Source organism: Microbacterium hydrothermale, from assembly GCF_004854025.1.
Taxonomy (GTDB): domain Bacteria; phylum Actinomycetota; class Actinomycetes; order Actinomycetales; family Microbacteriaceae; genus Microbacterium; species Microbacterium hydrothermale.
On sequence record NZ_STGM01000006.1, the window covers coordinates 105,207 to 128,048 of the forward strand.

25 protein-coding genes are annotated in these 22,842 nt (G+C 71.1%); 17 read left to right on the forward strand and 8 right to left on the reverse strand.

Annotation, left to right across the window (positions count from 1 at the left end):
* Nucleotides 1–84 precede the first annotated feature (84 nt).
* Complete coding sequence (locus FB047_RS12550; RefSeq protein ID WP_136587551.1) at nt 85–3,627, forward strand: TM0106 family RecB-like putative nuclease; 3,543 nt, start codon at nt 85–87, stop codon at nt 3,625–3,627.
* A 458-nt stretch (nt 3,628–4,085) separates the two neighbouring features.
* Here FB047_RS12550 and upp read toward each other — a convergent pair whose 3' ends face one another.
* Nucleotides 4,086–4,718, reverse strand: coding sequence for a uracil phosphoribosyltransferase (gene upp, locus FB047_RS12555; protein ID WP_136587552.1), 633 nt, complete (start codon nt 4,716–4,718; stop codon nt 4,086–4,088).
* 84 nt (nt 4,719–4,802) lie between these two features.
* Between upp and tadA the strand changes: the two genes are divergently transcribed.
* Nucleotides 4,803–5,234: a tRNA adenosine(34) deaminase TadA gene (gene tadA, locus FB047_RS12560; protein WP_136587657.1), complete on the forward strand. Its 432-nt coding sequence runs from the start codon at nt 4,803–4,805 to the stop codon at nt 5,232–5,234.
* Nucleotides 5,235–5,348: 114 nt separating this feature from the next.
* Here tadA and FB047_RS12565 read toward each other — a convergent pair whose 3' ends face one another.
* Both FB047_RS12565 and FB047_RS12570 read right to left on the reverse strand, forming a co-directional pair.
* On the reverse strand, nt 5,349–6,278 hold the full coding sequence (locus FB047_RS12565) for an LLM class F420-dependent oxidoreductase (RefSeq protein WP_136587553.1): 930 nt from the start codon (nt 6,276–6,278) through the stop codon (nt 5,349–5,351).
* Between the two features lie 31 nt (nt 6,279–6,309).
* A complete protein-coding gene (locus FB047_RS12570; protein WP_136587554.1) occupies nt 6,310–7,422 on the reverse strand; it encodes an alpha/beta fold hydrolase in 1,113 nt (370 codons plus the stop codon).
* A 122-nt stretch (nt 7,423–7,544) separates the two neighbouring features.
* Between FB047_RS12570 and proC the strand changes: the two genes are divergently transcribed.
* Both proC and FB047_RS12580 read left to right on the forward strand, forming a co-directional pair.
* Nucleotides 7,545–8,396 carry a pyrroline-5-carboxylate reductase gene (proC, locus tag FB047_RS12575; RefSeq protein WP_136587555.1) on the forward strand — a complete coding sequence of 284 codons (852 nt, stop codon included), beginning with the start codon at nt 7,545–7,547 and terminating at the stop codon, nt 8,394–8,396.
* Between the two features lies 1 nt (nt 8,397).
* A complete protein-coding gene (locus FB047_RS12580; RefSeq protein ID WP_136587556.1) occupies nt 8,398–8,685 on the forward strand; it encodes a DUF1905 domain-containing protein in 288 nt (95 codons plus the stop codon).
* 65 nt (nt 8,686–8,750) lie between these two features.
* Here the strand turns inward: FB047_RS12580 and FB047_RS12585 are convergent, their stop codons facing one another.
* Both FB047_RS12585 and FB047_RS12590 read right to left on the reverse strand, forming a co-directional pair.
* Nucleotides 8,751–9,422, reverse strand: a complete 672-nt coding sequence (locus tag FB047_RS12585; RefSeq protein WP_136587557.1) for a potassium channel family protein — start codon at nt 9,420–9,422, stop codon at nt 8,751–8,753.
* Complete coding sequence (locus FB047_RS12590) at nt 9,415–10,818, reverse strand: TrkH family potassium uptake protein (RefSeq protein ID WP_167494243.1); 1,404 nt, start codon at nt 10,816–10,818, stop codon at nt 9,415–9,417. The genes FB047_RS12585 and FB047_RS12590 overlap by 8 nt, the downstream gene beginning before the upstream one ends.
* A gap of 107 nt (nt 10,819–10,925) precedes the next feature.
* Here FB047_RS12590 and FB047_RS12595 point away from each other — a divergent pair, with 107 nt between their 5' ends.
* The 6 genes from FB047_RS12595 (at nt 10,926) to FB047_RS12620 (ending at nt 12,890) form a co-directional block, all read left to right on the forward strand.
* Complete coding sequence (locus FB047_RS12595; RefSeq protein WP_136587559.1) at nt 10,926–11,321, forward strand: ArsR/SmtB family transcription factor; 396 nt, start codon at nt 10,926–10,928, stop codon at nt 11,319–11,321.
* A gap of 137 nt (nt 11,322–11,458) precedes the next feature.
* On the forward strand, nt 11,459–11,650 hold the full coding sequence (locus FB047_RS12600) for a helix-turn-helix domain-containing protein (RefSeq protein WP_076677409.1): 192 nt from the start codon (nt 11,459–11,461) through the stop codon (nt 11,648–11,650).
* An 83-nt stretch (nt 11,651–11,733) separates the two neighbouring features.
* Complete coding sequence (locus FB047_RS12605) at nt 11,734–11,832, forward strand: 30S ribosomal protein bS22 (RefSeq protein WP_003792170.1); 99 nt, start codon at nt 11,734–11,736, stop codon at nt 11,830–11,832.
* A 146-nt stretch (nt 11,833–11,978) separates the two neighbouring features.
* Complete coding sequence (locus FB047_RS12610) at nt 11,979–12,272, forward strand: rhodanese-like domain-containing protein (protein WP_136587560.1); 294 nt, start codon at nt 11,979–11,981, stop codon at nt 12,270–12,272.
* Between the two features lie 40 nt (nt 12,273–12,312).
* Entirely contained in the window at nt 12,313–12,591 is a 279-nt protein-coding gene (locus FB047_RS12615) for a glutaredoxin family protein (protein WP_136587561.1), read from the forward strand.
* Nucleotides 12,588–12,890 carry a Dabb family protein gene (locus FB047_RS12620; protein WP_136587562.1) on the forward strand — a complete coding sequence of 101 codons (303 nt, stop codon included), beginning with the start codon at nt 12,588–12,590 and terminating at the stop codon, nt 12,888–12,890. The genes FB047_RS12615 and FB047_RS12620 overlap by 4 nt, the downstream gene beginning before the upstream one ends.
* A gap of 25 nt (nt 12,891–12,915) precedes the next feature.
* Here the strand turns inward: FB047_RS12620 and FB047_RS12625 are convergent, their stop codons facing one another.
* Together FB047_RS12625 and aspS are read right to left on the reverse strand one after the other, a co-directional pair.
* On the reverse strand, nt 12,916–13,980 hold the full coding sequence (locus FB047_RS12625) for an ABC transporter ATP-binding protein (protein WP_136587563.1): 1,065 nt from the start codon (nt 13,978–13,980) through the stop codon (nt 12,916–12,918).
* A gap of 73 nt (nt 13,981–14,053) precedes the next feature.
* Nucleotides 14,054–15,394 (reverse strand): aspartate--tRNA(Asn) ligase, encoded by a 1,341-nt coding sequence (aspS, locus tag FB047_RS12630; RefSeq protein ID WP_136587564.1) that lies wholly within the window; start codon nt 15,392–15,394, stop codon nt 14,054–14,056.
* Nucleotides 15,395–15,526: 132 nt separating this feature from the next.
* On the opposite strand from aspS, the gene FB047_RS12635 reads away from it, so the two are divergent.
* From FB047_RS12635 to ccsB, 7 genes are all read left to right on the forward strand, one after another.
* A complete protein-coding gene (locus FB047_RS12635) occupies nt 15,527–15,916 on the forward strand; it encodes a DUF6264 family protein (protein WP_136587565.1) in 390 nt (129 codons plus the stop codon).
* A gap of 100 nt (nt 15,917–16,016) precedes the next feature.
* On the forward strand, nt 16,017–16,706 hold the full coding sequence (locus tag FB047_RS12640) for a DedA family protein (RefSeq protein WP_136587566.1): 690 nt from the start codon (nt 16,017–16,019) through the stop codon (nt 16,704–16,706).
* A 77-nt stretch (nt 16,707–16,783) separates the two neighbouring features.
* Nucleotides 16,784–17,425 (forward strand): histidine phosphatase family protein, encoded by a 642-nt coding sequence (locus tag FB047_RS12645; RefSeq protein WP_136587567.1) that lies wholly within the window; start codon nt 16,784–16,786, stop codon nt 17,423–17,425.
* A complete protein-coding gene (locus tag FB047_RS12650; RefSeq protein ID WP_136587568.1) occupies nt 17,425–18,030 on the forward strand; it encodes a TlpA family protein disulfide reductase in 606 nt (201 codons plus the stop codon). Before FB047_RS12645 ends, FB047_RS12650 begins: the two co-directional genes overlap by 1 nt.
* Nucleotides 18,027–18,776: a cytochrome c biogenesis CcdA family protein gene (locus tag FB047_RS12655; RefSeq protein ID WP_136587569.1), complete on the forward strand. Its 750-nt coding sequence runs from the start codon at nt 18,027–18,029 to the stop codon at nt 18,774–18,776. The genes FB047_RS12650 and FB047_RS12655 overlap by 4 nt, the downstream gene beginning before the upstream one ends.
* Before the next feature lie 13 nt (nt 18,777–18,789).
* Nucleotides 18,790–20,487 carry a cytochrome c biogenesis protein ResB gene (gene resB / locus FB047_RS12660; RefSeq protein ID WP_136587570.1) on the forward strand — a complete coding sequence of 566 codons (1,698 nt, stop codon included), beginning with the start codon at nt 18,790–18,792 and terminating at the stop codon, nt 20,485–20,487.
* Nucleotides 20,488–20,491: 4 nt separating this feature from the next.
* Entirely contained in the window at nt 20,492–21,502 is a 1,011-nt protein-coding gene (ccsB, locus tag FB047_RS12665) for a c-type cytochrome biogenesis protein CcsB (RefSeq protein ID WP_136587571.1), read from the forward strand.
* Nucleotides 21,503–21,720: 218 nt separating this feature from the next.
* Here the strand turns inward: ccsB and FB047_RS12670 are convergent, their stop codons facing one another.
* Nucleotides 21,721–22,521, reverse strand: coding sequence for an endonuclease domain-containing protein (locus FB047_RS12670; RefSeq protein ID WP_136587572.1), 801 nt, complete (start codon nt 22,519–22,521; stop codon nt 21,721–21,723).
* Nucleotides 22,522–22,842: the final 321 nt, after the last annotated feature.

Sequence of the window (22,842 nt, forward strand, 5' to 3'; positions counted from 1 at the left end):
CGACACTGCGGGGGTCGGATCGCGTCGTGCGCCCCTGTGGAGGCGGCGCCGGTCGATGTCGGGGGTCGCGATTAGCGTGGGACCATGCGGTACATCGAGCACGACGCGCGAATCGTCTGGAGCGCCAGCGACCTGAAGGCCGCGGCCGAATGCGAGTTCGCCTGGCTGCGGGCGATCGACGCCAAGCTCGGGCGCGTGCCCGCGGTCGACGACCCCGAAGACGCCACGCTCGAGCGCGCGGCGCGCCTCGGCACGGCGCACGAGCTCCGGGTCCTCGACGAGTACCGCGCGCGCTGGGGCGACGCGGTGCGCGAGATCCCCGCGGCGCGCTCCTCCGACGTCGAGGCGCTCGCCGATGCGGTGCGCCGCACCGACGCCGCGCTCGCCGACCCCGCCGTCGAAGTGGTCTACCAGGCGGCGTTCTCGACCGCCGAGTTCGTCGGTTTCGCCGACTTCCTCGTGCGCACCCCCGAGGCCGATGCCGAGGGGCGCCGTCCCTGGATCGTGCAAGACACCAAGCTCGCCCGGCGGGCGCGCGTGACCGCCCTCATGCAGCTCGCCGCCTACGTCGACCAGCTCGATCGACTGCGCGTCCCGCGGGCCGACGAGGTGCAGCTCCTGCTGGGCGACGGCACGACGAGCACCCACCGGGTCGACGACCTGCTCCCGGTGTTCGCGCTGCGTCGCGCCCGGCTCCGGGCCCTCATCGCCGACCGCGATATCGCCGCGGGGGCGTCCGGGGCCGCGATCCCGTGGGGCGACGCCCGCGGCGCGCTCGACGTCGTGGCGTGCGGCCGATGCGCCACGTGCGAGCTCGAGGTGGTCGCCCACCGCGATCTGCTGCTGGTCGCGGGGATGCGACCGGTCCAGCGCGAGCGACTCCGCGCGGGCGGCATCGACACGATCGACGCCCTGGCCGCCGCCACCCAGGCCCCGCCCTCGATGAGCGTCGACACCTTCGTCTCGCTGCGCACGCAGGCGCGGTTGCAGCTCGAGAGTCCCGCGGGCGTCCCCGGGGCCGACGTCCCCGCTCACGCCGTTCCCACCTTCGAGGTCGTCGCTCCGAAGTCGCTCGGCGTGCTGCCCCGCCCCGACCACGGCGACCTGTTCTTCGACTTCGAGGGCGACCCGCTGTACACCGAGGGCGACGGCGAGCACTGGGGGATCGACTACCTCTTCGGCTGGGTCGACAGCCGGGAGGTCTACGGCGCCCTGTGGGCCCATACCTTCGCCGAGGAGCGCGCGGCGCTCGAACGCTTCCTCGACATGATCGCGCTGCGGAGGCAGCAGTACCCGGCGATGCACATCTACCACTACGCCCCCTACGAGCCGAGCCACCTGCTGACGATGGCGGCGCGGTACGGCGTGCGCGAGGCCGACGTCGACCGGCTCCTGCGCGACGGGGTGTTCGTCGACCTCTACCCGGTCGTCCGCCGCGCCCTGCGCGTGGGGTCACGGTCGTACTCGATCAAGAAGCTCGAGCCGCTCTACATGGGCGACGAGGTGCGCACGAGCGAGGTGCAGCGCGGCGACGACTCGATCGTCAAGTACGTCGAGGCGCGTGCCCTGGCCGCCGACGGCGACGCCGCGGGGGCGCAGCAGGTGCTCGACGACCTCGCCGACTACAACCGCTACGACTGCGTCTCCACCCGTCGTCTGCGCGACTGGTTGGTCGATCGGGCGCGCGAGTCGGGTGCCGTCCCGTCGCGCAGCGCCGAGCCCGACGAGCAGGCTTACGAGCCGTCGCCGCGCGCGACGGCCCTGCAGCACTGGGCCGCCGACGCCGTCGAGCCCGATGCCACCGCGCTGCGCCTGGCGGCCGCCGCGATCGACTACTACCCGCGCGAAGAGAAGACCTATTGGGCGACGCACTTCCTGCGCCTGCGCGAGCCGATCTCGGTGTGGGAAGAGACGCGCGACGTGATCGTCGTCGACGCGGCGCGCTCCCGGGTCGTCGCCGACTGGCACATCGCGGAGTCCGGTCGCGGGTCCGAGCGCCGGCTCGTGGAACTGCGCGGTGAGCTCGCCCCCGGCACGCGCGTGAGTCCGGATGCCGAGCCCTTCGCGCTCTACGACCTCCCCGCGCCCTTCCCGCTCGAGACGCGACCCCGCTGGATCCACGGTGCTCGACGCGTCACCGTGCGCGAGGTGCTCGACGACGGGGTCGTCATCGAAGAGGTCGCGGCGGACGGCGTCACCTGGGACGACCTCCCGCTCGCCCTCACACCCCCCGCACCGCCGCGCGCCGGCAACCAGCAGAAGGCGATCGATTCCTGGGCCGACGCGGTCCTCGCGACGGCCCCGCGTCTGCCCGACGGCCCGGCGGCCGACATCCTGCGTCGTGTGCCTCCGCGCACGCGGTCCGGCTCCCTCGCGCCGGTCACGGCGATCGCGGGCGAGCCCGGCGACGACGAGGTCGCCGCGATCTCGCGGAGCGTCGTCGACCTCGACCACAGCTACCTCGCGGTGCAGGGCCCTCCCGGCACGGGCAAGACCTACGTCGGCTCGCACGTCATCGCTCGACTCGTCGCCGAGCGCGGATTCCGCGTGGGCGTCGTCGCCCAGTCGCACGCGACCATCGAGCACATGCTCGAGCGGGTCATCGCGGCCGGGGTTCCGGCGTCCCGCGTCGGCAAGGCGCCGAAGGATCCGAGCGTCGCGCACGCGTTCACGGTGCTGCCCAAGAACGGTGTCGCCGCCTTCACTGCCGAGAACGCGGCGCACGGCGTCGTCGTGGGAGGAACGGCGTGGGACTTCAGTCACGAGGCGCGCATCCCGCGGGGGAGCCTCGACCTCCTCGTCATCGACGAGGCCGGCCAGTTCTCCCTCGCCTCCACCATCGCCGTCTCGGTCGCGGCGACGCGGCTCCTGCTGCTCGGTGATCCCCAGCAGCTTCCGCAGGTGAGCCAGGGCACCCACCCCGAGCCGGTCGACACCTCGGCCCTCGGGTGGATCATCGACGGGGCCGAGGTGGTGCCCGCCGAGCTGGGGTATTTCCTCGCCCGCACGCGCCGCATGCATCCCGCCGTGGCGGAGCCGGTCTCGCGGCTGTCGTACGAGGGGCGTCTCGCCGCCCATCCGTCGACCGCGCTCCGGCAGCTCGAGGGAGTCGAGCCGGGTGTGCACGTCCGCCCGGTGCACCACCGCGGCAACGCGACCTCGTCGCCGGAAGAGGCCGCGGAGGTGGTGCGCATCGTCGCCGATCTGGTGGGACGGGTCTGGACCGGGGCCGAGGGAGGGGCCGGCGAGTCGGCCACCGTCGAACCGCCCCGCGCTCTGCTCCCGGACGACATCATCGTCATCACGCCCTACAACGCCCAGCAGGTCGCGGTCGAAGAGGCCCTGTCGGCCGCGGGCTTCCCCGACGTCCCCGTCGGCACGGTCGACCGGTTCCAGGGCAAGGAGGCCGTCGTGGCGATCCTCACCCTCGCCGCGTCGGCCGGACGCGACGCTCCGCGCGGGCTGGAGTTCCTCCTCCTGCGCAATCGCATCAACGTCGCCGTCTCGCGCGCGATGCAGGCGGCCTACGTGGTCTTCTCGCCCGCGCTGCTCGACGATCTCCCGCGCACCCCCGAGGGGGTGGCGCGACTCAGTGCCTTCGCCCGCCTCGTCGGCGAGGCGCGCTGAGCTACCGCGTCCCGTCTCGTCGCCGGGCGCGCCGAGCTTCCGCGTCCCGTCTCGTCGGCGAGCGCGCTGAGTTCCCGTGTCCCGTCTCGTCGGCGAGCGCGCTGAGCCTCCGAGTCTCGCCTCGTCGGCGGGCGCGCTGAGTTCCCGCGTCACGGGCTTTCGCCGGACTCGGCCGCGGCGCTCGGCTCCGTCGGCTGCCGCCCCGACGCGCGAGATCGTCGAGCGCCGGCGAGCGGCACTCTCCGCAGGGCACGGATGCCACGGCATCCGGGCCCTTTCCGCGTTGCGTCGGCAGCGCGGGCGCAGGCGCCGCACGAGATTACACGGTCGGCGCGACGTCACACGCTCGTGCGTCGCCGGAACGTGTGACGTCGCGCCGAACGTGTGATCTCGGCGGCTCAGCGATCGCGGCGCGACCTCGCGCGGAACGAAGGATCCCGCCGGGACGCGGGGTCGCGTCAGGCCGTGCCGTACAGGCGGTCGCCGGCGTCGCCGAGACCGGGCACGATGTAGCCCTTCTCGTTGAGGCGCTCATCCATTGCGCCGAGCACGAGGGTCACGTCGTGGCCCTCGACCTGCTTCTCGATCGCCGCGACGCCCTCGGGGGCGCCGAGCAGGCAGATCGCGGTGACATCCTGCGCACCGCGCGCGAAGAGGAAGTTGATGGCCGCGCCGAGCGAGCCGCCGGTCGCGAGCATCGGGTCGAGCACGAAGCACTGGCGGTCGCTGAGGTCGTCGGGCAGACGCTCGGCGTAGGTGGTGGGCTCGAAGGTCTCCTCGTCGCGCACCATGCCAAGGAATCCGACCTCGGCGGTGGGGAGGAGCTTCACCATTCCCTCGAGCATGCCGAGGCCGGCGCGCAGGATCGGGACGACGATCGGGCGCGGCTCGCTGATCTTCACGCCCATCGTGGTGGTGACGGGCGTCTGGATCTCGATGGGGTCGACGCGGACGTTGCGGGTCGCCTCGTACGCGAGGAGCGTGACGAGCTCCTCGGTGAGCTGTCGGAACACCGGCGACGACGTCTGGACGTCACGCAGCACCGTGAGCTTGTGGGTGATGAGCGGGTGATCGGCGACGTGGACACGCATAGGCTCAAGGCTAACCGCTTCCCCCGCACGCCTCAGCCTCGTTTTCGGAGCCCCGTGACCCCCACCTCCCTCGACCTCGACGCCATGCGGCGAGCTCTCGCGCTGGCGGAGACGGCCCGGGCCGACGGCGACGTGCCCGTGGGAGCGGTCGTCGTCGACGCCCGGGGCACCGTGCTCGGCGAGGGACGCAACCTCCGCGAGGTCACGCACGATCCCACGGCGCACGCCGAGATCGTGGCGCTGCGCGAAGCGGCATCCGCCCTCGGCTCGTGGCACCTGGCCGACTGCACGCTCGTGGTGACGCTGGAGCCGTGCGTCATGTGCGCGGGCGCCATCCTTCAGGCGCGCGTGGCCCGGGTCGTATTCGGATCGTGGGATGCCAAGGCGGGCGCCGCCGGGTCGATGTACGACGTCCTGCGCGACCGGCGCCTCCCGCACCGGGTCGAGGTCGTCGGAGGGGTCGAGGAGGAGCGCGCGGCCGCGCAGTTGCGCGCGTTCTTCGCGGACCGTCGCTGAGCAGGTCCCGCACACCGCTCGCCGCGAGACGGTGACCCCGTCGCCGTTCCGACGAGCAGCGGTGCAGGGATGCGGGCCCGGGCTCCGGTTCCTCGAGAGCGGCGACGCCCGCCGTCAGCGGGGGAGCAGGGGCAGCAGCTCGGTGCCGACGAGGTCGGCGTGCTCGACGTCGCGCAGGTCCATCAGCTGGAAGTAGACGCGCTCGGCGCCCAGACGGTGCAGGCGCTCGGCCTTCTCGGCGACCTGCGCCGGCGTCCCGATGAGGTTCGCGCCGTTGTCGAACTGCTCGCGCGACTGGCCGATGGCCGCCGCCCGGCGGGAGATCTCGGCGTCGTCGCGACCGACGATCGTGGGGAGGGCGACCGAGAGCTTGAGTGTGGCGGGGTCGCGGTCGATCGCCTCGCACGCGGCGCGCACGACCGCGAACTTCTCGGCGACGACGTCTTCGGCGACGAAGCCGATGTTGAACTCGGTCGCGTAGCGGGCCGCCAGCGCGGGGGTGCGCTTCGGCCCTCCGCCCCCGACGATGACCGGAACGCGCTCCTGCGCCGGCTTGGGCAGCGCCGGCGCCTCGTCGAGACGGTGGTGCGCGCCCTCGAACGAGAAGGTCTCGGCATCCGGGGTCTGCCACAGGCCCGTCACGATCTGCAGCTGCTCCTCGAGCAGGTCGAATCGCTTCGCCGGGAAGGGGATGCCGTAGGCGGCGTGCTCGCGCTCGAACCATCCGGTCCCCAGGCCGAGCTCGGCCCGCCCGCCCGACATCGCGTCGACCTGCGCGACCTGGATCGCGAGGATCGACGGCACGCGGTAGGTGACCGACGAGACGAGGGTCCCGAGCCGGATGCGGGAGGTCTCGCGGGCGAGGCCCGCCAGGGTGGTCCAGGCGTCGGTGGGACCCGGACGGGGGTCTCCCTCGCCCATGCGCAGGTAGTGGTCGGAGCGGAAGAACCCGTCGAGGCCGTTGCGCTCGGCCGACTGCGCGAACGCGAGCTGGTCGTCGTAGCTGAAGCCCTGCTGGGGCTCGGTGAACAGGCAGTACTCCACGGGAGCCTCCGGGGGATCGAGAGCGGTGGGGTCAGTCGGCCGAGCGCAGGATGATCGCCTCGGTCGGCGGCGCCGGGTCGGCGGGACGACCGACGTAGCCGATATGGGTCAGCAGCGCACGACGGAACACCGCGGGGCGCTCGAGGTGCACGGAGTGTCCGGCTCCCTCGACGGGGACCTCGGTGACCTCCCCGCCCTTCTCCGCGTACGCGGCGAGCACGTCGCGCGTCTGCGAGACCATCGGCTGCGCCGGGGCCACCTCGGCGCCGGGCCAGCCCGGGACGACGCCCAGGGCGCCCAGGTGGTTCAGGTCGTAGAACGAGGTGTCCGACACGATCGCGTCCGCGGTGCCGTGGATCCACAGGATCGGCGGCTTCCGCTCGAGGTCGACGATGCCCGAGACATCGAAGTTCTTCGGGGCCATCGTGTTGAGCACGCCGGTGGTCCCCGGCGCGAAGCCCGGCCACGTCGAGGTGGTCACGGAGTCGCCGGGGTAGTTGCCGCCCGCCGTCGAGGTCGTGAGCATCGACTCGACCCAGACGTCCTCGTGCTCGCTTGTGTATCCCGGGGCGACGTACCCCGAACGGAACACCGATCGCGGCGACGTGGGGGCGTCGGCCGTGGTGTCGTGGTCGATGAGACGCTGCACGAAGTCGGCGTTGGCGCCTCCCGCGCCGGTGCCCGCGTCTTCGTCGTTCAGCCGCGAGCCGTCGCGGCGCGTGCCGCCGAAGCCATAGGGCGACACGGGCGCCTGGAGAGTGAGGGAGCGCACGGGATGGTCGAGCGCGTACTGCATCACGACGCCGCCGCCCATCGACCATCCCACGAGGTGGGCCTCGGGGATGCCGAGGGCCTGGAGGGTCGCGAACAGGTCGTCGCTGAAGTCGCGCACGCCGCGGGTCGCGTCGATGGGGGTGTGCTCGGTGCGGCCGAAACCGCGCAGGTCGACGGCGAGCACCCGCAGGTCGCTCGGCAGGTCCTGCATGATCTCCTGCCAGAACAGCGACGACGACACGTTGCCGTGCACGAAGACCACCGTGTGATCGGGGGTCGTGGCCGGGTCGTCGCCCACGCGCTCGAGCACGTTCACACCCAGCCGGTCGGTCTCGACCAGGCGCGCGCTGATGCCGTCGAAGAGAGTCATCCAAGGTCCTCCGTGTCGCTCGCCGGTGCCCCGGTACACCGGCTTCCGATGCTAACGCGCACCCCTGTCGCCCGCATTCAGGCTTGCCCCGGGGGAGGGGCGTGGTTCATAGACTGAGCGTCATGACGGATGCAGATGCTGTGACCTCGCTGCCCCCGGTCGCGATCCTCGGGGCCGGCTCGATGGGCGGGGCGATCCTGCGCGGACTCGTCGCCGCGGGACTCGCCGACGGCGGGGTGACCGCCACCAACCGCACGATCGCCAAGGCCGCCGAGCTCGCCGAGCTCGAGGGCGTGACGAGCGTGGCCCTGGAGGCCAACCCGCGGGGCAACATCGAGGCCGCGGCCCGCGCCGACATCGTGCTGATCGGGGTGAAGCCCGGGATGGTGCCCGACCTGCTCGACGAGATCGCCCCGCACCTGCGCCCCGGGGCGATCGTGGTCAGCCTGGCCGCCGGCGTGACCCTCGCCACCTTCGCGCGGCACCTCGGCGACGACGTCGCCACCCTGCGGTCGATGCCGAACACCCCCTCGCTCGTGGGGAAGGGCGTGACGGGACTCGCGGCCGGCCCCGCGGCATCCGTCGACGACGTCGCGGCGGTGCGCGCGCTGTTCGAGACGGTGGGGGCCGTGCTCGAGGTCCCCGAGGCGCAGATCGACGCCCTCTCGACGATCTCCGGCTCCGGCCCCGCCTACGTGTTCCTGCTGGTGGAGGAGTTCACCAAGGCCGCGGTGCGCATGGGCTTCGACGACGACCAGGCGCGGCTCCTCGCCGAGCAGACCTTCATCGGCGCGACGACGCTGCTCGACGCCTCCGACGTCGACCCCGCCGAGTTGCGTCGCCGCGTCACGAGCCCGAAGGGCACCACCGAGCGCGCCGTCGCCGTGCTGCAGGCGGCGCACCTGGACGACGTCTTCACCCGGGGCGCCGAGGCGGCCCTGGCCCGCGCGAAAGAACTGGCCGCCGGGAGCTGACATGCGCCTGCGCTTCGCGGGACCGATCTGGTACTGGCGCGGCCCCGCGCCGTACCACTTCGTGACCGTGCCGGCCCGGGAGGCGGCTCTCATCGCCGAGGTCTCCCCGGTGGTCACCTACGGGTGGGGCATGATCCCGGCATCCGTCACGGTCGGGGCGACCACGGTGATGACATCGCTCTGGCCGAAGGACGGCGGCTACGTGGTGCCGGTCAAGAAGGCCCTGCAGGATGCCGAGGACCTCGGCGTCGGCGACGAGATCGAGGTCGTGCTCGACATCGACGCGTGACGTCCCGTCGTGCCGGCGCGCGTCACGCGGGAACGCCCCGCGGGTGCTGTCGTCGGTGCCCGTGCTCAGCGGTCGAGGGCCGCGAAGCGCTCGATGTCGCTGTTCGTGCCCGAGACGATGATGAGGTCGTGGTTGGTGACGACCGTGTTCGCCTCGGCGTAGCGGAACGGGCGCCCGGGGCTCTTCACCCCGACGACCGTGACGTTGTACTTCGTGCGCACGCCCGACTCGTTCAGCCCCACGCCGCGCACGAGCTTCGGCGGGTACATCTTGGCCAGCACGAAGTCGTCGTCGAAGCGGATGAAGTCGAGCATGCGTCCGCTCACCAGGTGGGCGACGCGCTCACCCGCCTCCGCCTCGGGGTAGATGACGTGGTTGGCCCCGACGCGGGCGAGGATCTTGCCGTGCGACTGCGAGACGGCCTTCGCCCAGATCTGCGGGACCTTCAGGTCGACGAGGTTCGCGGTGATGAGCACCGACGCCTCGATGAGGGAGCCGACCGCGACGACCGCGACCTGGAAGTCCTGAGCGCCGATCTGGCGCAGCGCGTCGATGTTGCGCGCGTCGGCCTGGACGGCGTGGGTGACGCGCTCCGACCACTTCTGCACGAGCTCGAGGTTGCCGTCGACGGCGAGCACCTCGCGGTCGAGCCGGTCGAGCTCGCCCGCGCAGGCCGCTCCGAACCGCCCGAGGCCGATGACCAGGACGGGGGCGTCACTGCGGATGCGTTCAACCAACGATGGGCCTTTCCACGGGGAGCGCGTACAGCTGCGACCGGGACGACGCCGCCACGGCCGCGGCGAGAGTCACTGTACCAATGCGCCCCATGAACATCGTGGCCGCCATGACGTAGACGGCCGGGTCGGGCAGCTGGGCGGTCAGCCCCGTCGACAGGCCCACGGTGGCGAAGCCCGAGACCACGTCGAAGAGCACGTGCTCGATCGGGGCGTCGGTGATGCGGCTGATGGTGACGGTCGAGACGGCGACGATGGTCGCGCCCCACGCCACGACCGACAGGGCGACGCGCTGCACGTCGCTGGGGATGCGTCGGCCGAAGGCCTGCACCGAGGGGCGGCCCTTCGCCTCGGAGAACACGGCGAGGGCGAGGACGGCGAGGGTCGTGACCTTGATACCGCCGGCGGTGGATGCCGAACCCCCGCCCACGAACATCAGCATCGAGCCGACGATGAGGGTCGCGCCGTTGAGGTCGCCGATGTCGATCACGCTGAATCCGCCGGAGCGCGTCATGGCCGACAGGAAGAACGCCTGGAACGTCGTGTCCCACGCATCCATGCTTCCGAATGTCAGCGGGTTGTCGTATTCCAGCAGCAGAATGACGCCCGCCCCGACGAAGAACAGCACCACCGTGGTGATGATGGTGAGCTTCGCGTGCAGCGACCACAGCCGGAACTTCCAGTAGTGCCGCCACAGCGTGAAGATGACCGGGAAGCCGATCGAGCCGAGGAAGACGCCGGCCATCAGCACCGTGAGCAGGAAGTAGTCCTGCGCGAAGGGCGTCAGGCCGTCGGCGTTGGGGATGAATCCCGTGTTGGTGAAGGCCATCGCCGCGTAATAGGGCGCCTCCCAGAGCGCGACGAGCGGATGGATGCCGCCGATGATGAGCGACGGGTAGATCAGGACGGTGAGCACCGCCTCGATCACGAGGGTCGACAGGGCCACGGTCCGCAGCAGCTGACCGACCTCGCCGAGGCGCACCGTCTGTCCCTCGTTGACCGGTCCGCCGTGCGCGCGCAACGGGTTGCTGTCGCCCGCGGCGATGAGCTTGGCGCGCAGTCCGAGGCGTTTCGAGATGACCAGACCGAGGATGGAGGCCAGCGTGAGCACCCCGAGGGCACCGACGTTGACGCCGATGTAAGTGATGACCCGGCCGAGCGGCGACAGGTCCGAGTACATGTTGATGGTCGACAGCCCGGTCACGCAGATCGTCGACACGGCCGTGAAGACGGCATCGGCGAGGGGGATGCGCTGACCCGTCGCCGAGGCGGCGGGCAGGGAGAAGAGCGCCGTGAAGAGAGCGATCAGGGTCGCGAAGACGAGCACGGCGAAACGGGCCGGCGATGCCGTCGTGAGATTGCGCAGACGATCCCATGCCTCGTAGGCGATGCGCCGCATGCGCACCGGCAGTCGCGCCTCGTTCGGCGTCGCCGCCATGCGCCGCTCCCTTCGATGCCCGAACCCGAATCATGGTACTCGGGGCGGGGCGCGGCTAATCTGATGCCATGGCGGACATCTTCGACGTGATCGCTGACGGAACGCGTCGCGACATCCTTCAGCTGCTCCTCGACCGGGCGACCGGCGGTGAGCGGGGGACGAGCGTCTCCCAGATCGTGGCGGCGCTCGGCGTGAGCCAGCCGACGGTCTCGAAGCATCTCAAGGTGCTGCGCGAGGCCGAGCTCGTCTCGGTGCGCGAAGAGGGGCAGCACCGGTATTACAGTCTCGCGGTCGCGCCTCTCGACGAGGTGGACGACTGGCTCGTGCCGTTCTTCTCCATCGACGAAGAGAACGAGCCGGCTCTCCCCGAGTCCGCGGTGCACGCCGCCGAGGTGGTCGGCCGGGCCGCGGCATCCGTCAAGCACTCGTTCTCGACGGCGTTCCGCAAACTCCCCGGACGGTGAGCCGGAGGATGCCGCACATCGGGCATCTGCAGAGCACATCCGTCACAGAAGCCGCATAGGTTTACAGCCGTCTCGCGCAGACCCTAGAGTGTGCTCAGCATCAGGAGGGTGAGTTCACCCGGAACGAGGGGTGAGCCATGGCCGAGCTGCCGGACGTGCGGTTCTTGACGGTCGCCGAGGTCGCCGAGCTCATGCGCGTGTCGAAGATGACGGTCTACCGTCTGGTGCACGCGGGCGAACTGCCCGCGGTGCGCTTCGGACGCAGCTACCGGGTGCCCGAATCGGCGGTCGTGGAGGCCGTGCAGCGACCGGTGTCCGACGTCGGCTAGACTGATCCGAGGCTTTTTTCCGAACGCCTAGTGTTCCCGGGCGCCGACATCGGCACCCAGACCCCGACTTAGTGAGGTTTTCCGTGGGTTCTGTCATCAAGAAGCGCCGTAAGCGCATGGCGAAGAAGAAGCACCGCAAGCTGCTTCGCAAGACTCGTCACCAGCGCCGCAACAAGAAGTAACGCGGCCACCACACCGAGCGCCTGTCCGATGCGACGGGCGCTTCGTGTATCCGCGCGCTGCGCGACGCCGCGCGCTGCGCGATGCCGCGTTGCGTAGACCCACGCGACGTCGCTCGCGCCCACCCGTCCGCCCTCAGGAGGCACGCATGCAGTCCATCTCGGTCCACGACCTGCACGCGGGGCGCGAGCGCCCCCTCATCGACGTGCGCGAAGAGCACGAGTTCGCCGCGGGGCACGTCCCCGGTGCGGTGAACATGCCGATGTCGACCATCGGCGAGCACCTCGACGACCTGCCGGGCGAGCCCTTCGACGTCATCTGCCAGGCGGGCGGCCGTTCGGCACGCGTGGTCGAGGCGCTCTCGGCTCGCGGCCACGACGCCACCAACGTCGACGGCGGAACGGGTGAATGGATCGCCGCGGGATACGACGTCGAAGCCTGAGCTCCGGCCCCGCGCCGATCGCGCCTCCTAGGATGGAGACGTGACCACCCTCACGTTGATCGGCAAACCCGCGTGCCATCTGTGCGAGGTCGCGGAGCAGATCGTCGACACGGTCATCGAAGGCCTCCCGGCCGACGTGGCCGACCGCATCTCCGTCGAGCACGCCTCCATCGCCGAGGATGCCGCGCTCTACGCGACCTGGTGGGAGAAGATCCCGGTCGTCCTCATCGACGGCGACCTGCACGCGCATTGGCGCGTGTCGGCCGACCGTCTCCGCGCCGCACTGATGGCGGCCGACACCCAAGGAGCCTCCGCGTGAGCATCCGCCACATCGTCCTCTGGAAGCTCTCCGCGGACGACGCCGACACCCGTGCGCTGCACGCCGAGCAGATCAGCGAGAGACTGCTCGCCCTCGAGGGGACGGTCACCGAGATCGACCGCATCGAGGTCGGGCGCAACGTCGTCAACCCCTCGTCGAACTGGGACGTCGCCCTGACGATCGACTTCGCCGACGTCGACGCCCTCGAGCGCTACCAGGTGCACCCCGCGCACCAGGAGGTCGCGGGATTCATCCGCTCGGTCGTGTCCGAGCGGTCCTGCGTCGACTACCCGTTCTGAGCCCGTCCGCTGGGCCGGTGCCGGTTCAGCCGAGAGGCCGCACCGTCGCCGGGACCGCCGCGAGGGCGATGCGGACCGCGTCCCGATCGTCGACGCGCTGGTCGGGCGCGTGCTCGACGACGACCCGGCTGCCGTCGCTCGTGCGCACGGTCGATCGGCGCACGCTGCCCAGGAAGATCGTCTCTTCGACGACCGCATCCACGCCGGGGGCGTCGGGGCCCACCAGCAGCACGTTCTCGGGGCGGACCACGACCTCGCAGTGACCGTCGTGCGCGGCCGCCGCGAGGGGGAGCTCCTGCCCCCACACCTCGACGACGACGCCCTCGACGATCCCGGGGACGGCGCTGACCGGCCCGAGGACCTCGGCGACCGCCGTATCGCCGACGCGGGCGTAGACCTCGTCGGGCGTGCCCGCGGCGACGACGCGCCCCGCATCCATCACGACGAGCTGATCGGCCACGGCGGCACCCTCGGCGGTGTCGCGCGTGGCCCACAGCGTCGTCACGCCGCGTTCCCGCAGCTCTCGAACCAGTCGATCGCGGGTCGCGGCGCGCGCGCTCGTGTGCAGGGCGGCCAGGGCGTCGTCGAGCACGAGGGCGCGGGGCCGCGAGGCCAGAGCACGCGCGAGCGCCCACCGCTGGCGATCGCCGTGCGACAGGCGGTGCACGCTCTTGTGGCCGGTGGTCAGACCGACCAGCTCGCACAGACGGTCGGCCTCGGCATCCGGATCGATGACCCCCGCGTGCCGGCCCGCGGCGACGATCGCCGCGCGCGCACGGCCGAAACGCGCCACCGGCGTGCGGTCGCGGACCTCCGCGACGCGGGGCGCCGCCGGCCCCACACGGCCCTCGATCGTGACGGTGCCCGCATCGGGCCTCTCCGCTCCGCTCACCAGGCGCAACAGCGTCGACGCCCCGCAGCCGGAGGGACCGACGAGACTGACGATGCGTCCGGCGGCAACATCGAGATCGACGCCGTCGAGGATGACGACCCCAGAGCGTTCGCGCCGGACGCCCTCGAGGACGATGGTCCAGCCCGTGGGGCGCGACGCGTCGCCCGGTGACGGATCGAGGGCGGTGACGGCGACCATGACCCGACGGTAGATGCCCCGGATGACATGCGAACGCCCGGGGAGTGAACCCCGGGCGTCGCCGGACCGAACCTTACGGAGCCAGGCGCGTCGGGCCGCGGAAGAGGTAGGTGACCTCGCGGATCGACGACTCGCCGAGCAGCAGCATGAGCACGCGCGCGAGACCCATGCCGAAACCGCCGTGCGGGGGAGCGCCGAAGCGGAAGAAGTCCAGGTAGAAGTCGAGGTGCTCGGGGTCGAGCCCCTTCTCCTTGGCCTGCTCGACGAGGACGTCGACGCGGTGCTCGCGCTGCGCGCCGGTGGTGATCTCGACGCCGTTGAACAGCAGGTCGTACGACTTGGTCAGCCCGGTCTCCTCGTCGCGCATGTGGTAAAACGCGCGGATCTCGGGGTGGTAGTCGGTGATGAAGACGAACTGGTGTCCGTACGTCTCGGCGACGTGCGCGGCGATCTGGCGCTCGCCCTCGGGGTCGAGGTCGCCGTCGGTGCGGGGGATCTCGTAGCCGCGGGCGGCGACGATCTCGCGCGCCTCGGCGAGCGGGATGCGGGGGAACGGGAGCGTCGGAACCTGAACCTCGATGCCGAACAGCTCCTGGATCTCGGCCCCGTGCTTGTCGGCGACGGCCTGGAAGGCGGTCTGCAGGAGCTCCTCCTGCATGCGGGCGACGTCTTCGTGCGAGTCGATCCAGCTGATCTCGGCGTCGATCGAGGTGAACTCGGTCGCGTGACGGCTGGTGAACGACGGGTCGGCGCGGAAGGCCGGGGCGATCTCGAAGATCTTGCCGAAGCCGGCGACCTGCGCCATCTGCTTGAAGAACTGCGGGCTCTGCGCGAGGTAGGCGGTCTTGTCCTCGAAGTAGGGCACCTCGAACAGCTCGGCGTTGGACTCCGAGGGGGAGGCCATGAGCTTGGGGGAGTGCACCTCGATGTAGTCGCGCTCGACCCAGTAGGTGCGCATGGCGTGCTCGAGCGTGGTCTGCACGCGGAAGATGAGGTTGTTGCGGCGCTGGCGCAGGTCGAGGAAGCGCCAGTCCATGCGCTTGTCGGGGCTGCTGTCGGCGGCGATGGGCGTCTCGGGGTTGGCCGCGGCGGCGACCACCAGCTCGCCGACCTTGATCTCGACGCCGCCGAGCTTGACGCGCTCGTCGTGCTTGAGCTCGCCGCGCACGGTCAGGAACGTGCCGGTCGCGAGGCCGCCGATCGTCTCGGTGAGGGCGAGGGCGGCGGCATCCTGCTCGCCGGCGTCCTCGGCGGGGCGCGTCGCCGGGTTGACCAGCTGCACGGCGCCGGTCTCGTCGCGCAGGACGACGAACTGCACCTTCTTCTGATCGCGCACGGTTTCGACCCATCCCGACACCTCGACGGGGCCGGCGGGGAGGGATTTCAGCTGGTTGACCAGGACGCGTTCGCTCACGATCGACCAGTCTACGTGCGGGCGGTCGCGCGCCCCTCGTCGGCTCCGCGTCGGGGGTCGTCGCGGTGCGGCCGGCCGTGTGCGGAGTCGATCCGCGGGCGGGGCGCGCCCGCCGTCCCTATGATGGCGCTCGTGACGTTCTCCCTCCCCCCGGAGTCGTTCCGGACGCTGCGTCCGGAACCCCGCGGGCGTGCCGCGCGACCGTGGGACGTCGCCCTCACCATCGTCCTGCTCGTGCTCCTGCCGCTGCTGGCGCTCGTGGCGACCTACGCCGGGGTGGTCCTCGCCTCCGCCGCGCAGGCCTGCGCGACGCAGTCGTGCGACGCCGGGCTCATGAACACCGGCTTCTGGACCGCCGTCATCGCCCCGTGGGTGATCCTCGTGATCGGCGTCGTCGCCGCCATCGTCCGTCTCGTGCGCCACCGCCTGGCGTTCTGGGTCCCCCTCGTCGCGATCGCGACCATGGTCGCCGTGTGGTTCGTCGCCGCCGCCCTCGTCGGCGCCGGGCTCTCGGCATCCTGAATCGCTCGGGGGCAACCCCCAGGAACCGTGCCGGGCCGGGCCGTAGCCTGGATCGAGGACGCCTGGACGGGCGGCCGATCACCGAGCGCGAAGGCACCCGATGACCGACACCACCCTCTCCCTCTCCCCGCTGCGGGCCGGCTCCGGTTCCGCCGAGGAGCAGTCCTGGCTGACCTCGCTCGCCGACTGGACCGTGTCGCTCATGGAGGTCATCGGGCCCGTCGGCGCCGGCGTCGCGATCGCCCTCGAGAACCTCTTCCCCCCGCTCCCCAGCGAAGTGGTGCTCCCGATGGCCGGGCTCACCGCCAGCCGCGGATCGTTCACCCTCATCGAGGCCCTGCTGTGGACCACGGTCGGTTCCGTCGTCGGCGCCTTCCTGCTCTATGGGCTGGGACGCTGGCTCGGCGCCGCGCGGCTGCGGGCGTTCGCGGCCAAGATGCCGCTGCTGCATCCCGAAGACGTCGACCGGACCGTCGCCTGGTTCGAACGCCACGGCGGCAAGGCCGTGTTCTTCGGTCGGATGATCCCGATCTTCCGCAGCCTCATCTCGATCCCGGCCGGCGTCTCGAAGATGCCGCTGTGGCGCTTCGGGCTGCTCACCGGCGCGGGGAGCCTGATCTGGAACACGATCTTCGTGCTCTCCGGCTACCTGCTCGGCGAGAACTGGCACATCGTGGAGGAGTACGCCTCGATCCTGCAGTACGTCGTCATCGCCGCGGTCGGCGTAGGCGTCGCGTGGTTCCTCTACTCGCGGGTGAGGTCGTTGCTCGCGGCCCGTCGGGACGCCTGAGCGGGGGATATCTCCACGTCGAGGCAACCGGCATCCGGACTCAGTCAGACCACAGAACCCGCGCCTAGACTGGGATCGTGCCCGCCGATCGCCTTCATCTCGTGCGCCACGGAGAGGTCTACAACCCCCGTCGCGTGCTGTACGGTCGGCTCCCCGGTTTCGGTCTGAGCGTCGAGGGGCGCCGCATGGCGCGGCAGGCGGCCGAGTACGTCCACGGCCTCGAGCGTCCCGTGAGCGCCCTCGTGGTCTCGCCCCTGCAGCGGACGCGCGAGTCGGCCGAACCCTTCGTCGAGCTCTTCGGCGCCGAGCCGTTCATCGACGATCGCGTCATCGAGCCCACCAACGTCTTCGAGGGCCGCCGCATGAAGCAGGCGCTCGCGAACCCCCTGAACTGGCGTCACCTGAGCCGCCCCGCCGTGCCCAGCTGGGGCGAACCGTACGAGCGCATCGTCGCCCGCATGGTCGCGGCGATGGACGACGCCTGGAACCGCGTGCCCTCGGGCGACGTCGTCGTCGTCTCGCACCAGCTGCCCATCTGGGTGACACACCTCGCCCTGTCCCACCAGCCCACCCGCCACGACCCGCGCAAGCGCCGCTGCGAACTGTCGAGCGTGACGAGCTTCGAACGGCGCGAGGGCGCCGGCGGTCCGCGGTTCGTCGAGGTGGCGTACGCAACGCCGGCATCCACCGCCGGTGCCGTCGACGTAGGAGCCGTGTGATGCGCCGAATCCTCACCGCGGCCGGAGCCGTCCTGGCCTCCGTCGCGCTCATCGCGGGCCTGTCCGCCTGCAGTGCCGATCCTCTCGCCGACCAGTACCGCGCCGGCGACAACAAGGGCTACATCGCCGCCAACGGCTTCCAGACCAAGGAGATCGCGGCCGACCAGCGCGGCGAACCCGTCGACTTCTCGGGAACACTCGACAACGGCTCTCCCGTCTCGAGCGCCGACTTCGCGGGCAAGGTGCTCGTGGTCAACTTCTGGTACGCCACGTGCGGACCGTGCATCATCGAGGCTCCGCGTCTCGAGCAGGCCTACCAGAGCTTCCAGGGTCAGGATGTCGCCTTCCTCGGCATCAACACGTACGACCAGCCCGCGACGGCCCTGTCGTTCGCGCGCGACCACGAGGTGTCGTACTCCAGCGCGATGGCCGTCGACGACGCGCAGCTGAAGCTCGCGTTCAACAAGGCGACCCCGCTGAACGCCACCCCCACCACCCTCGTGCTCGACAAGCAGGGCCGCGTCGCGGCCCGCATCGTCGGCGAGCTCCCCGAGGCGTCGATCCTCGAGGCGATCGTGCGCACGCTGGTCGCGGAGAACGCGTGAACCCGGGCGCTCTCGTCTTCGACGGGGCGCTGTGGGTGGCCGTCCCCATCGCGCTCGCGGCGGGGCTCATCTCCTTCCTGTCGCCGTGCGTGCTGCCGCTGGTCCCGGGATACCTGGGCTACATCGGCGGTGCCGTCGCTCCCCGCGGGGGATCGGCATCCGGGCCCGGCCGCGGGCGGCTGCTCGGCGGGACCCTGCTGTTCATCGCCGGTTTCACGGCGGTGTTCATGGCGATCAACGTCCTGGGCGGCACCCTCGGCGCCTTCTTCATCGAGTACGCCGACGTCATCACGCGCGTCATGGGCGTGGTCATCATCTTGATGGGGCTGGTGTTCATCGGTCTGTTCGGGCTCGCCCAGCGATCGGTGCGCATGCAGTCCCGCGCGAACCTCGGGCTCATCGGCGCCCCGCTGCTGGGCATCGCCCTCGGCATCGGCTGGACGCCGTGCATCGGCCCCACCCTGACCGCGATCCTCTCGGTGTCGTACAACCTGGGCGACCCGGGCCGGGCGGCGCTGCTCGGACTGGCGTACTCGCTCGGCCTCGGCATCCCGTTCGTCCTGCTCGCCCTGGGCCTCGGGTGGGCCACGCGGTCGGTGTCTTTCGTCCGCAGGCACATCCGCGTCGTGAACCTCATCGGCGGAGGGCTGCTGATCGTCCTCGGCCTGCTCATGGTCACGGGCCTGTGGGGCCAGTGGATGTCGGTGCTGCAGGGGGTGATCCAGGGTGTCCAACTCCCGCTCTGATCGAGGGAACACGATGACCGACCCGCTGCGTCCGTCCGACCACGCCGACAGCGGCTCCGCCGACGAGGTCACCCAGCCGAAGCTGGGCGTCGTCGGCTGGCTGCGCTGGGGATGGCGTCAGCTGACCAGCATGCGCACCGCCCTGGTGCTGCTGCTCCTGCTCGCGATCGCCGCGGTGCCCGGCTCGCTGGTGCCGCAGCGCAGCGCCGACCCGAACGGCGTCACCCAGTACTTCACCGATAACCCCGACCTCGCGCCGGTGCTCGACAAGCTGAGCCTGTTCGACGTCTACACCTCGCCGTGGTTCTCGGCCATCTACCTCCTGCTGTTCATCTCGCTGATCGGCTGCGTGCTGCCGCGCACGAAGCACCACTGGAAGGCCCTGCGCTCGCAGCCGCCGCGTACGCCGGCGCGTCTGTCGCGCCTGGACGACCACCGCTCCCGCACGATCGCGGTCGAGGGTGAAGCGGATGCGGATGCCGATGCCGTGGCGGCGGCCGCCGTGGAGTCCGCGGCCGCGCAGCTGCGCAAGAGCGGCTACCGGGTGGCGCGCTACGACGGGCGCGGATCGTTCTCGGTGTCCGCCGAGCGCGGATACCTGCGCGAGACCGGGAACCTGCTCTTCCACGGTGCGCTCGTGGGCGTGCTGATCGCCGTCGGCGTGGGCGGGGGATTCACCTACACCGGTCAGCGCGTTCTCGTCGAGGGGCAGGCCTTCGCGAACAGCCTGCTCGACTACTCCTCGTTCAACCCGGGTCGCTTCGTCAGCGGCGACACCCTCACGCCGTACTCGATGACGCTCGACAAGTTCGACGTCACCTACGTCCCCCCGGGGCAGCCCGGATCGGGTCAGGCCGGCGATTTCGTCGCGCACGTCACGACGCAGGCCCCCGGTACCGATCCGCAGGACGGGGAGGTGCGCGTCAACCACCCGCTCGACGTGCAGGGCGACCGCGTCTACCTGCTCGGCAACGGCTACGCCCCGACCGTGACGATCCGCGACGCCCAGGGCAACGAGGTGTTCCACGACTCGGTCGCCTTCCTGCCCCAGGATGCCAACATGACCTCGCTCGGCGTCATCAAGGTCGCCGACGGCCTGCCCGAACAGCTCGGCCTGCTCGGATTCTTCTACCCGACGATGGACGTGCTCCCCTCGGGCGCCCTGACCTCCACCTACGGGGCGCTGGAGTACCCGACGCTGACGCTGCGCGTCTACGAGGGCGATCTCGGCATCGACGACGGCACCCCCCGATCGGTGTACACGCTCGACCCCTCGGGCATGACGCAGATCGCCGGAGGAGACAGCGGGAACCCGGCCATCCAGCTCATGCCCGGCCAGACGGAAGACCTGCCGAACGGCCTCGGCACGATCACCTTCGAGAACGAGGCGCCCGCGGGAGCCGTCGGGTACGAGGGGTCGGTCAAGCGTTTCGCCTCCCTGTCCATCCACCGCGACCTCGCGGGACCATGGGTGCTCTCCTTCGCCCTGCTGGCCCTGCTCGGTCTGCTCGCCGCGCTCTTCGTGCCGCGCCGCCGCATGTGGGTCAAGGCCACCCCGCAGGGCGACTCCGTGCTCGTCGAGTACGCGGGCCTCGCGCGCGGGGAGGACCCGACGCTCGCGGCGGCCGTCGACCAGCTCGCCGAGAAGCACGGCGCGACCCTTCCCCCGACCCCCGGCCAGAGCCACCCCGACACCGGAAAAGTAGACTGAGACCATGCCCGGAACCGACCCGCTTCTCCTCGACGAGATCTCCCTCCTCCTGGTGTGGACGGCGGTCGCCATCTACGTGCTGGCGTTCATCGCCTACGCGATCGACCTGGCGCGCCGCTCCGACCTCGCGCTCAAGGCGAAAGACGAGGTCGTCGCGCGCGAGCTCGTGACCGCGGGCGGCGGGGGAGTGATCTCCTCCGGCGGCGGGTCGGCGGCATCCGGTGCCTCCGCCGCTAAGCCGCGCTACCTCTGGGCCCGCCTGGGCACCGTGCTCACGGCGCTCGGGTTCGTCTTCCACCTGGTGGCGACGGTGCTGCGCGGAATCGCCGCCGAGCGCGTGCCGTGGTCGAACATGTACGAGTTCGCCATGACCGGGCTGCTGCTGATCATCGCGGTGTACCTGGCCGTGCTCACCCGCTACGACCTGCGCTTCCTCGGCTCGCTCATGACCGGCCTCGCCGTGCTGCTGCTCGGTGGTGCGACGCTGGCGTTCCACGTGGAGGTCGTGCCGCTCGCCGACCCGCTGAAGTCGGTGTGGCTCGTCGTGCACGTGTTCGTCGCGAGCCTGGCGACGGCGCTGTTCGCTCTGGCTTTCGGGCTCTCGGTCGTGCAGCTCATCCAGACCCGTCGCGAGCGCAAGCTCGCCGAGGCCCCGGGGGATGCCGAGCCGAAGCGCGGCTTCCTGCGCACGGTTCCGAACGCCGACGCCCTCGAGTCGCTGGCCTACCGCTTTGCGATCGTCGGCTTCATCTTCTGGACCTTCACCCTCATCGCCGGCTCGATCTGGGCCAACGACGCGTGGGGCCGCTTCTGGGGCTTCGACACCAAAGAGGTCTGGACCTTCGTCATCTGGGTGCTCTACGCCGGTTACATCCACGCTCGCGCGACCCGCGGTTGGCGCGGCACCCGCTCGGCGTGGCTGTCGATCATCGGCTTCACCGCGGTGCTGTTCAACTTCACGATCGTCAACGTCTTCTTCAAGGGCCTGCACGCCTACAGCGGCCTGACGACGTAATCCCCCCTTCCCGTGGGACTCGGGCCCGTCCGGCTGTCGCCGGGCGGGCCTTTCTGCTCGCGTGCGTCGACGCCCGGCCCGGGCGCGTGCTGCTCCGCCCGGATGCGCTCTGTGCCGTGCGGGCGCGCTCTGCCCCGCCCGGGCGTGCTCTGTGCGAGTGTCCAAGACACCCGGTCGGAAGTCGAACCGGTCCGGGTGTTCTGGACAATCGAGGGTCTTCAGGGGCGCCACCCGCGCGAGCGGAGGGCTCGGGCGACTGGGTCCACGACGCACCTGGCGGGGTCGAGGAGGTGGTGGTCGACGACCCTGACCAGAAGCCATCCACGAGCGGCGATGGCCGGCCAGCGATCGGCATCCCGTCGGAACTGGGCGAGATCGGCGTGTTGCCGGCCGTCGTACTCCACGGCCACGCGGTAGTCGGGATAGGCGAGATCCAGGCGCGCGATGAAGCTGCCGTCCTCGTCGTGGAGGTCGCGGTTGAGCTCGGGCTCCGGCAGACCCGCCCGCATGAGGATGAGACGTACGACCGTCTCCCGTGGCGACTCCGCACCCGCCCGCAGGAGAGGCAGCGCTTCGCGCAGATCGCTCACTCCACGACGGGCGAGACGCAGCGCAGCTTCCTGGAGGTCGGTGTGTTCCGCGAGCCTCCGCGTGAGGATGGCGTCGCCGACGGCGACGAGTCGATCGACGGGGTGCAGCGCACCCAGCTCAGCCCAGGTTTCGGCCGGGGTGGGCACGGGCAGGCCGTGGCGAAGCGTAAGGTACTCGATCGGCACATCGACGCGGTGCCCCGTTACTCCGCGGGTTCGCGGCTCTCGCGCGGGCGGCCGAGCGGAGACGTGCAGGTTCGCCGAGGAGGAGGCGGGCAGAGGGAGGTCCCACAGCATCGCCGCCGTGGTGTGGCTGAAGAATTGCGCCGAGGTCAGGCGCGGCTCGTAGATCCGGCAGAGGGCCACCACGTCCCCGGCCGCCGCGTCGACGCGCGCCCGAAGCCCGTGGAAGGGGGCGTTCAGATCCATAGCCGTCAGCCTGTCTCGCCGCACACCCAGGCTCCGCGCCTCGCGCACGGTGAATGCGGGTCCGAGCTCGTTCGGGAGGGTCTGCCGTCGCATCCTTCGACGACACCGCATCGGGGCGGTCGGCCGCCGCTCCTTCGCGGGCATCCGTGGACGCAGCGCACAAATCCCGCCGTGGGGAGGAGCCTCGCGGTCCTCGGGGCGCCCGGCGGCCCCCGGCACGTACGAGTGTCCGAAACACCCGGACGGCTCGACGGAAGGTCCGGGTGTTTCGGACACTCGAGGTGCGGTGCGGTGCGGTGAGGCGGGCTGCGCGGGTCGAGC